This window comes from Mucilaginibacter rubeus, assembly GCF_014643835.1.
Classification (GTDB): domain Bacteria; phylum Bacteroidota; class Bacteroidia; order Sphingobacteriales; family Sphingobacteriaceae; genus Mucilaginibacter; species Mucilaginibacter rubeus.
On the sequence record NZ_BMKD01000003.1, the window covers coordinates 776,907 to 787,853 of the forward strand.

The 10,947-nt window shown below is 46.0% G+C and carries 5 protein-coding genes; all 5 read left to right on the forward strand.

The features are described 5' to 3' along the window. Window positions 1–7: 7 nt before the first annotated feature. Genes IEX80_RS13545 through IEX80_RS13565 form a run of 5 tightly spaced genes read left to right on the forward strand, consistent with a single transcriptional unit; the run spans window position 8 to window position 10,941 of the window. Window positions 8–298, forward strand: coding sequence for a PAAR domain-containing protein (locus tag IEX80_RS13545; RefSeq protein ID WP_188833190.1), 291 nt, complete (start codon window positions 8–10; stop codon window positions 296–298). 3 nt (window positions 299–301) lie between these two features. Next, window positions 302–724 carry a GPW/gp25 family protein gene (locus tag IEX80_RS13550; RefSeq protein ID WP_090524180.1) on the forward strand — a complete coding sequence of 141 codons (423 nt, stop codon included), beginning with the start codon at window positions 302–304 and terminating at the stop codon, window positions 722–724. A 9-nt stretch (window positions 725–733) separates the two neighbouring features. Beyond that, window positions 734–4,024 carry a baseplate J/gp47 family protein gene (locus tag IEX80_RS13555; RefSeq protein WP_188833191.1) on the forward strand — a complete coding sequence of 1,097 codons (3,291 nt, stop codon included), beginning with the start codon at window positions 734–736 and terminating at the stop codon, window positions 4,022–4,024. After that, complete coding sequence (locus IEX80_RS13560; protein ID WP_229701625.1) at window positions 4,015–6,732, forward strand: baseplate wedge protein; 2,718 nt, start codon at window positions 4,015–4,017, stop codon at window positions 6,730–6,732. Before IEX80_RS13555 ends, IEX80_RS13560 begins: the two co-directional genes overlap by 10 nt. Before the next feature lie 18 nt (window positions 6,733–6,750). Beyond that, a complete protein-coding gene (locus tag IEX80_RS13565) occupies window positions 6,751–10,941 on the forward strand; it encodes a hypothetical protein (RefSeq protein ID WP_188833193.1) in 4,191 nt (1,396 codons plus the stop codon). The last annotated feature ends 6 nt before the right edge of the window (window positions 10,942–10,947 follow it).

Genomic DNA, 10,947 nt, shown 5'->3' on the forward strand with positions numbered 1-10,947 from the left:
ACAAAAAATGGCAGCAGCAGCAAGGATAGGCGATATGCACGTATGCCCTATGTTCAACGGGCCTTCGCCTCACGTAGGCGGCCCGGTAATAGGACCGGGGGTACCAACGGTGTTCATTGGTGGTATGCCGGCGGTATGCGTGGGCGATATGTGTACCTGCGCCGGTCCGCCCGACTCGATAATCATGGGTTCGGCAACGGTGCTGATAGGAGGGAAACCCGCCGCCCGTATGGGCGATAGCACAGCCCATGGCGGATCAATAGTGTTAGGCTGCCCAACAGTAATAATCGGAGGCTGATCAATGGAACCAAAAATACCTTTTATAGGCAGGGGATGGAGCTTCCCGCCAAGCTTTGACAAGGCTGCCGGTAAAGTTGAAATGCTTACCGACGAGGCCGATATTGAAAGCAGTTTGGGCATACTGTTCAGCACCCGGCTGGGCGAGCGCATTATGCAGCCAACTTTCGGGTGCGATTTACAAAAGATAGTTTTTGAGGCTGTGAACCTTACCCTCAAAACCTATATCAAGGATTTGATTGAAACCGCCATACTGTATTTTGAACCCAGGATAACGCTAAATAGCACCGAGGTTGACACCAGTATGGATAACGAAGGGATTTTGCTTATTAAGCTCAATTACACGGTACGTACCACCAATTCAAGGTACAACTACGTGTTCCCTTATTATAAAAATGACATTACCAGCATAACTACCAACCAATAAGAACTAACCATGGCCTGTAACGATAAAAATCCGCTTCAACGTGATGGCTCAAGCCAGTCACAGCGCTTCCTGAAAGCGCTTGACCCAGCCTACGCCCCAATTGAGGAATTGGGCATGGAAGACTGGCTGACGTTCGCTGCTGCTTATGCCGATAAAATAAACTATTATACCTTGAAAGACAGCAATTACCCCCAGGGCGATTGGAAGCCGTTTTTCATCCAGGATAAAAAAGCGCTGCAGGATTTTTTGAAGCAGGTTGAGGTTAAAATGCAGAATGCCGGCCTAGGTTTTCCCGACCCAAGCATTAAAAGCGATGTAGAGCCACACCTGGCGCTGTTCATGTGTTTTATTATGCTGCTGCAACACTCAGAAGATGCATTGAACCAGTTTACCGGCCGGCACCTTGATTTTTATTTTAAGCAGGTGTTGCAGCTGCGTAACCGCCCCGAAGTACCTGACAAGGTACACGTTATATTTGAACTGGCCCGTAACCTCACCGGTTTCCTGTTGCCGGAAGGTACACCACTTGATGCCGGTAAAGATAAAAGCCCCAAACCCAAACCGGTTGTTTTTAAAACAAACGCAGAGCTGGCTGTAAACAGCGCCACTATAGCGGCTATGAAAAGCTGGTACCAATCGCCCGCGGATAAGAAGGTAGTCTATGCCGATGTTACTTTTTCGGCTGATGGTTTGGGTACGCCTTTTAAAGATGATGTACCTAAGTGGAACCCTTTTGGCAGTAAAAGTTGGCCAACGGCATCAATGGGCTTTGCTTTTGCATCAAAAGTATTGCTCATGAGCGAGGGTGACCGTACTATAACTTTAACACTGAACTTCACAGGTCTTGTGGGGTTTGATCCTGTCTTAATAGGACAGCTTTTTAAAGTTTTCTTAACATCTGAAAAAGATTGGCTCCAGGCCGATTTTCCTTCAACAGCGCCTGCTACACTTAACCAGCAAAAATTGGTGATCACCGTAAATGTGCCACCTAAAGCTAAGGCAGTAGTGCCCTATAACCAGGTTATTCATAAAGAGAATTACAAAACCGATTTTCCGGTTATTCGCCTGCTGATGACCGTGCAGGACAACGCTTATCCTGTTTACCAGGCCTTAAGTAAGGCCCGGCTTGATAGCGTGCAGATTGACGTTGCTGTAACCGGCATGAAAAATCTGGCTGTTGAAAATGACAATGGCAAAGTTGATCCCTCAAAACCATTCCTTGCTTTTGGGGCTGTACCTAAAATACATTCAAACCTTTACATTGGTAATGCCGAAATCTTTCAAAAACAGTGGACAGAGATCAAACCTCAAATTAACTGGAAAGGGGTACCCAGCCCGATGGAAGATTATTATAATGCTTACCGGGTAAATTTTGTAAAGCCGACTTTTGCACCCGGTGATTATGGTATCACTTCTTCTTCGGGCGCTACTGATTATGGCGGGCGGGTTATTGCTAATAAAGATAGCTTTACGGCAAAGGTATCGTTCATTAAAGATGGAAAATGGTTCCCCGATGGAGGAAGTTCAATCAGTGTGCTGGATGATTCATTTACCTTAACACCGGATGGTGTACCCCAGCCGGTAAACCAGGCCCCAAGTTTTGTTAACCAATATCTTTATTTTAACGTATCCGGCGCATTTAATTACGGTTGGGGGGCGCAGGCCGAAAAAGCACTCGTACAGCAATATGTACAGCCCATGCAGTTCTTTTTTCCTACGCTGGGTTTTATAGGCTTCCAGGAAACCGGGACACAGGTACAAACACAAACAGAAAATTTTTCGGCCGGGGTTAAGGATAACTATATCCGTATCAATTTAGACCGCGACTTTTTGCATAGTGAGTACCCTAAACTATTTGCCGCCGCCATGATTAAAAAGGACGGCGGCGCAATTATACCCTCAGTGCCCTATACGCCCGAAATAGCGTCGATCACTATTGATTATAAGGCCTTTGCTTCAAATGATATTGATAAGCTTACTGGCAGTAACATTAATGCCGATCTGTTGACTGATTACGTCAACCACAATGTTCAATTTTTTCACGAAACGCCATTTGGCCAGGCCGAACAGCATGCTTTCCTCAAAAAACAATATCACGGGCTTATCGACGGGAATATTACTGCTATACCGCAAGCTCCTGATCTTGCAGCTTTTTACATAGGCATTGCGGGTATCGAAACGGGGTCTGTAGCCAGTATTCTTTTCCAGGTAGCCGAGGGCAGTGAAGACGCGCTTGCTCCCTCGTTCTCGGATACTATTCAACCTAAATGGTATTATTTATCAGGCAATGAATGGCTTGCTTTGGATAAAAGCAATATCATCAGCGATGATACCAATGATTTTTTGCGCTCGGGGATCATCAAATTTTTAATCCCAGAAGGCGCTACAACCAACAATACATTCCTAAACCAAAGCCTCACCTGGCTTGGGGTTGAACTGCCAACTGCAGTAACGATAGATTCGGTTTGTAAATTCATCAACGTACATATCCAGGCTGCCGAAGCCGAATTTGCCGATAATGATAATGAACTTTCGCACCTGGAAACCGGGTTGCCCGCAGGTACCATCAGCAAACTGCTCGACAGGCTGCCGCAAATCAAATCGGTTACTCAGCCATATGCTTCGTTTGGCGGTTTGCTGCCGGAAGATGATGGTGCTTTCCGCCTGAGGGTTAGCGAACGCTTAAGGCATAAACACCGGGCTATCACCATTTGGGATTATGAACACCTGGTGATGGCGCAGTTTCCGCAGGTGTTCAGGGTTAAATGCCTTAACCATACCAACGACAATATAGAAGTAGCCCCCGGCAGTGTAAGGGTTGTGGCTATTCCCGATATCCGTAACCAGATCAGTTTTGATCCATTTAAGCCCCGCGTGAGCAAAAATACCCTGAGCGAGATCACCAAATACCTGTCGGGATTAAACTCTATGCATGTTGACCTGCTGGCTATTAATCCTGATTATGAGGAGGTAATCCTTGATTTTAAGGTGAAATTTTACTTCGGACTGGATGAAAACCTATACGCGGCTAAGTTGAACACCGATGTGATCAACTATCTGTCGCCCTGGGCTTTTAACCGTAATGCCGATATTGATTTTGGCGGCATCCTGTACAAAAGTGTGGTGATCCGCTTTATTGAAGAACTACCCTATGTTGATTATATAGCCGATTTTAAGATGTACTTCACAGCATCGGGGCCCGCAAACCCCGATGTTTTGGAGGCAGGCAATTCAAAGGCAATCCTTGTATCGGCAAAGCAACATTTAATTGATACCAAAACCATACCTACATGCCCATGATTGATCAGTTAACCATACCAAAACAAATTGATACCAGCCTTGGGCCCGAGTATAATACTTTGCGCACCGAAGGTATGCAGCATATCCGCGACCTGGCCAGTGCCATTTGGTCGGATTATAACGTGCATGACCCAGGTATTACCACGCTGGAGATGCTTTGCTATGCACTCACTGATTTGAACTACCGCATTACCCTGCCCGTTGAAAATATTTTAGCGGTTGATCATGACAATACCACCAGTATGCATGAGCAGTTCTTATCTGCCATAAAAATATTGCCCACTTACCCGGTTACCCCCGACGACTACCGTCAATTATTTGTGCGGATAGATGGTGTGCGGAATGCCTGGATCAAAAAATCGCCCCATAGTATCATAGCCAACTATAAACAACCTGATGGTAAACCGTTGCTGCGTTATGCCAAACCCGGCGAAAATGCCCTAACCGGTAAAGAAGTAAAATTCGATCTAAAAGGTATCAACGATATCCTGATTGATTTTGAGGATTTTCCTGAATTGGGTGGTGATGCGGCTAAGATCAAAGCGAAACAGGATGACATCATCAAACAAATAAAATCGGTATATCATTACTTCCGTGAGTTGTGTGAAGACCTTGGCCAGGTAAAAGCGGTTGAAAACCAGGAGATAGTTATCTGCGCGGAAATTGAATTGCAGCCCCAGGCCGATCCTGAAATGATCTGGGCGCAGATCATGTTTAATATTGAGCAATACCTTACACCCGATATTAAATTTTACCTGCTTAAAGAATTGCTGGATAAAGGCATGCAGACCGACGAGATCTTTGAGGGCCCGGTACTTGATTTTGAAAACCTGCAGGGTATTGATGCTAAATTTGCTAAACAAGGGTTTATCATCCCGGCCGAACTTGCGGCCTCGCAGTTGCGTACAGAGGTGCGCCTGTCTGATCTGTACCGCATTATCATGGAAATTGACGGTGTACGATTGGTGAAAAGAATTTCCTTTGGTTTTTGCGGCTGTACCGCGCCGCAGAGCGAGGTTGCCGATAAGATCTATAAATCAAACGAATGGCTGCTTTGTGTACAGGATGGCCACAAGCCTGTTTTGTGCGAAACCAATTCATCATTCACATTTTATAAGGATGTGGTGCCTATCGAACTGAAACAGTCCGAAGCCCAGGCCGATCTTAACCAGCTTCGGAAAGACTGGCAGGACAATGTAGAGGCTAAAAAGATAGTCGACCTGCCAATACCTGAAGGCGATTACAGGGATATAGGCCATTATGAAACGCTGCAAAATCAGTTTCCTGAAAATTACGGTATCTCGCCGCTGGGCCTGCCAGATACTGCTACAACGGAGCAACGTTCGCTGGCCTTACAGCTTAAAGGCTACCTGCTGTTTTATGACCAGGTGCTGGCCAATTACTTCGCCCAGCTTTCAAATGCCAGGATTTTGCTTACTGCCGACGATAGTATCCGCAAAACCTATTTCAGCAATACGGTAAATGGCATCCGCGATGCGGAAAAGCTGTTGGATGGTTATGCCCAATGGGAGAAAACGGTTGATGATGTAATTAAAGAAACCGGGCAGGATAACTATCCCGAACGGAAAAATAAATTCCTCGACCATTTGCTGGCCCGTTTTGCCGAACAGTTTAACGAATATGTTTTTTTGATGTACCGCATTTACGGTGAAGATTACCAGCGCAACATCATCAGGCATAAGGTTAAGTTTTTGAAAGACTATGACCAGATGAGCATTTGCCGCGGCAGCGGGATGGATTTGTACAATGTCAAAACACCGGATCAGCAACTGGTGAACGTATCGGGCATGGAAAAACGGATCTCCATGCTCCTGGGTTTCTCCAACTATAAAATGCAGCAGCTAAGCGTTGAGGATTACCTTTTGTTTAAGGCCGATGCCCTGCATTACAACTGGACGATATCGCAGCTTGGCGTGGTGAAATTTAAGGGTAATGCCAACTTCCTGAAGGAGATTGATGCTTATGAAGACCTGGGCCTGGTATCCGTACTGGCCTGCGACAGGGAAAATTACCGCTTAAGTCCTGGAGCTACCGCGGGTAAATATGTATATAACATAGCCAACTCCGCGGGTACTTTGCTTACCCATAATGATATGGAGTTCAGCGCTGCCGCCATCGAAACCGAGATAGCATTTATCATCAAATTTATGCAGAACGATTTCAAGATGGAGGGCATGTACGTGATTGAGAACATCTTGCTGCGCCCGCCATTTGATTATACCGGCGATGATAGTACCCACCACCAGTTTATGCCGGTTTGCCTTGATCCTAACGGTGTGTACTGCGAGCCGCTTGATCCATACTCGTTCCGGGTTTGTGTGATACTGCCGGGGTACAGCGTAAGGTTGCGTAACACAGCCTTCCGAACCTATGCCGAGCGGCTCATCCGCACCGAAACACCAGCCCATGTATTGCCGCGCATCTGTTTCATCGGGCATGATCAGATGGTTGGTTTTGAAGCGATTTATAAAGATTGGCTTGCTGCCAAACACATAGCGGTAAGTACCGATACGCCTATAGACCCTGTATTGAACAGCAAATTTATTGATGTACTTGAAAAACTATACACTGTTTATCAGCAGGGCCAGCTAAGCGATTGCGACGATGATACCCAGGAAACCAACCCGATAATATTGAACAAAACCAGCCTTGGCACCTTGCAAGGCGGCACAAATAATAACAGTTAAAACCTAAATGAAAAAGCCATGCCACCAGTAACCAACATAAAGCTCACCGATATAACTTTAGAGTATAACTCCTTTGTTGACAGCCAGGTGCTGACAGCCAAACAGCTGAATGATATTGTAGAGTTTTTTGAAGATCAGCAGCGCCTTACCCGTACCTGTTTAATTGGTGTTGGCCTGGTATGCGGCTTAAGTTTCAAAGGCGATGCCAACGGCATAACCATAGGCAAGGGCTGCGGCGTAACTACCGATGGCGATTTGCTTTACATGCCCGAAACAACCTATAAAAACTTCAGGGCCTATGATAATTCGCTGATTAAATATCCGCCGTTTTATCCCATGGGCACCGATGCCGCGCAAATGGCTTTATGGGAGCTGGTAACACCCGATGATAAGGGCGCTTTCCCGGTTGATAGTTTTGCCCTCACCAATTTTAAATCAAAGGCCGGTAAGGAACTTACCGAAATGTACGGCCTGCTTTACCTGGAATATTACTCTAAGGATCCCGATGCCTGTACCGCTATTGATTGTGATAACCAGGGTCGTAAGCAGGTAGCCAAACCCAAAGTGTTGCTTATTGCCCAGGCTGATATGAACCAGATAATTGAGCAAACCGGTTCGGAGGTTATTTATGATGATATTTACAAAAAGTATTTCAACGCTTATAATGCCTATTTTGATGCTCCTGTATTAGCTGCAAAACGCGTGTTTTTTAACACGCAAACAACCGCTTCATCATCAGCGCTTACCGCTGCCTTTTCAAAAATTGCAAATGATGGCGCCGGTGGTTTATCAAGTGCTGTTCAAACGCTCTACAATACATTCAAATTTGCGCTCGATCCGCAATCTGTTTATCCTATTACCAGTATCGTTGCCAATATCAATACAACGCTGAGTAAAGCTACAGCCCCAATGCAGGCGCAATATCTGTATGATTTTTACAAAGATCTGTTAACCGGGTATAATGAATTGAGGGCTATACTTTCGGATATCATTTACCAGTGTTGCCCCAATATTTATGCTTTCCCCAAACATATTATGCTGGGTGCTTTAAATGTTACGCCTACGGCCAAGCCAACGCCATATCGCCATAAATTTTATGCCTCGCCGGCTATCAGCGCCAATAAAGATAAGCTGAACATTGCCATTAACCTGCTCGACAGGCTGAACGTTATGAGCAGCGGGTTTACGCTGCCTCCGAGCCCGGTGGTGAAAATAACACCATCTACAGATAACAGTAAACCTTTAGAGGCAAGGGCTATCCCTTTTTATTACGGCAAACCGGTCGACCTGGCTCAAAAGTGGAGTTATAACCGGTGGCTGCAGGGCACAGATAAATTGATCCTTGGTTATAATGCCGGAGCTTATTCGCCCGCAAATGATATGGTGGTAAATCCGCTCGCCTATTCAATCGACTCCAATAATTTTTTCAGGATTGAAGGGCATATCGGCAAGAAATATACCGAGGCTATTGCGGCGGTTGATAAGATCAGGCAAGACAGTAACCTGCCATTTGATGTGGTTGCCATCCGTTTGGGGGATGTAAGCCTTAGTGATATTGATATCGATGATTATGCCTGCCAGTTTAATGATCTGGAGGCTACATTAAAAGCTTTCCAGGCAGAGCAGAATTGCCTTTATGGTGATGTAAGCAAGTTTTTTTCAAGCTTTAATACCAAAACAGGTTATTCGGTGGCGAATGAGATCCGGTATCAGGCGGCCCAGCAGAAACTGGAATTGGCCAATGAGGAAGAAGCAGCCACACCTAAAATGCGAATGGCTGCTGCCAAAACAGCGGATACCGGCGAGGTGCAGGCAACTGCCCGCGAACAAATAAGCAGCGGATTTGCGATCAATAAAAGCACCGATAGATATGTGATGGATGGCGGTATCGACGCGGTTGACAATAATATCAATATAGCACAAGGCAGTATAGGTTATTATGTAGATCAGATCCGCAGGCAGGGCGGGGCCATCAGTATTTCTGACTATGCAGATGCCGCAGGCAAAACTGTGGATACCTCGGCAACAGGCTCATATGAGCAAGCCATTGCAGTTGATATCCCTGTGCGCATGATAGCCGGCACCCGTAACATAAGCCAGTGGCTGCCCGACAGGCTGGTTGATATTGACGAAGACACCATTGATAATTTTACAGCCCGCCTGGATGAACTTTGCAACGAAGTAAAGTTGGCTGCTCAAAAAAGCCGCCAGATTTTTGCTAAAAGCGACTATGTACGCAAAGGGTACGAAGATGACTATGAATTACAATTATGGCGCTTATCTGAAAATTGCTGTGCGGGCCAGGCGCTTGCCGTAATATTAAAGGAAATACAGGACCGCAAAACCAAGCTGCTGCAACAGCTTACCTTTTCGGCCTATGCCGCCAATCATACCGGGTTAGAACACCTGGCAGGTGTGCCGGCCGGTGGTACTTTTGTAATGGTTTATGCTACTGCGGTAGCTGCACCCAGTCCAACCAGCGCTTCAGGCAAATCTCCGCTCGAAGACAGGTTAAAGGCGCTTGAAAGCGAACAGCAGTTTGTAAAAGGTTTTGCAAGTGATAGCGACGCGATGGCTTATATTGCCAAAAACACCAAGTATGATGACATTGCCGATGCTGTAAAATATTATGAAAGCCGGTCGAAACGTAAGTATACCCCGACAAATGAGGCCGAGATCATCAAGAAAACTCAGGCCTTAGCGCTCGAACTGGGAAAATCAAGAGCTGTAGCTGCAAACCCCGATGTGCCTGCCGATATAGTATTTGCCGATTTCTGCCTGCCGTATATGTGCTATTCTGATTGTCCGCCGGTAGCATTTATCATGCCTAAGCCACAGGTAGGGCTTAGTTTACCTAAAGCCGTAGCATGTTCTGACGAAGGGTTGCTGCAGTTTAAAGTTAGCCCGGCTGATGGGGTTATCAAAGCCTCGGCTGGTTTTGAAACTACAGTTGTAACTAAAGACGCAATAACCTATTTTGATACTACTAAAGTTAAAGACGGTACATTTGGCCAGCAGATTAAATTTACGGTAAATGATCAGCCAACCGATTGCACCATTACCGTATTCAAACATCCGTCTGTTAAACCTGCAGCCAGCATAAGTGATACAACCCAGTTTGCCGTATTTATTCAGCTAACGGCTACAACCAATCAGGCAACGGGCGATACATTTGCTTACACCTGGACTATGCCCGACGGACAGGTACATGCTAACCTTACCACACCGGATGATAACATTACCTTCCAATATGCTGATCTTCGTGCCAAATTCCCTGATGGTAAACTAACCTTCATCTTATCTGCCAATAACCATGATTGTACCGATTCTGAGCAGGTTACTATTACAGTAGAGATTCCTGAGGAACCTGTAGACCTGCAGTTAGCTGCCAGCGAAGTTTGTTCGGATGAGGGTAATATAAACTTCACTGCCGTACAACCCGCAACAGGGATTATCACCTCAAAAATAGCGGGAGATGCAGTTAAATTATTGGGGAGCCAGTGGGTTGTTGATCCATCGAAAGGTCCTTATGATGTCAGCATCAACGACTTTATGGTGAACGGCAAGCCGGTTCCTGCTTGTACGCTCATGATCCATGAGCATCCGCAGGCCTCGTTTGACTATAAGGTAACTATGGATAATGAAAAAGGTGCTGCCACTGTTACTTTAACAAATAAAACACCTAATCCGGGCAGCTTTAAGTTTACATGGACATTTGACGATGGAACTACCAGTAATGAGGTAAACACAGTAAAAGTGTTTGATATGCGCCAGTTTCCGCGTGGCCGTAATACAGTTATTACACTTACAGCAGTGAATGGTAAGTTTGAGAAGTGTCGTGCCGTGTTTACGCCTACGCCGCCTGTTGCTTTGCCTCCTATAACCACCACTCCGGTACTTACCCACTTGCCGCCGGAAACCACTACACCGGTAGTTACTAAGGTTCCGCCTGTGATTACTACACCGCCAACGGGTACTACTGTACCGCCGGTGATTACAGTTAAGGATACACCTGCGGTAACACCATCGGTAACGCCAACACCAACTGTAACACCAAAAGCAGAACCATCTGTGATTAAAACGAGTACAACTGTAACACCGGCGGCTACACCGCCGGCAGATCCGGCTGTAACTCCTGTGACACCAAAAATAGCTCCGAAGATTATCAAAAAAGATCCGGGTACTACAGATCCGGGCACTGTTAAATAATGTTGA

Bases quoted from the DNA above. Each gene is read 5' to 3' on its own strand.
- IEX80_RS13560 (WP_229701625.1), top strand. From the start codon at position 4,015: ATGCCCATGATTGATCAGTTAACCATACCAAAACAAATTGATACCAGC.
- IEX80_RS13555 (WP_188833191.1), top strand. From the start codon at position 734: ATGGCCTGTAACGATAAAAATCCGCTTCAACGTGATGGCTCAAGCCAG.
- IEX80_RS13565 (WP_188833193.1), top strand. From the start codon at position 6,751: ATGCCACCAGTAACCAACATAAAGCTCACCGATATAACTTTAGAGTAT.
- IEX80_RS13550 (WP_090524180.1), top strand. From the start codon at position 302: ATGGAACCAAAAATACCTTTTATAGGCAGGGGATGGAGCTTCCCGCCA.
- IEX80_RS13545 (WP_188833190.1), top strand. From the start codon at position 8: ATGGCAGCAGCAGCAAGGATAGGCGATATGCACGTATGCCCTATGTTC.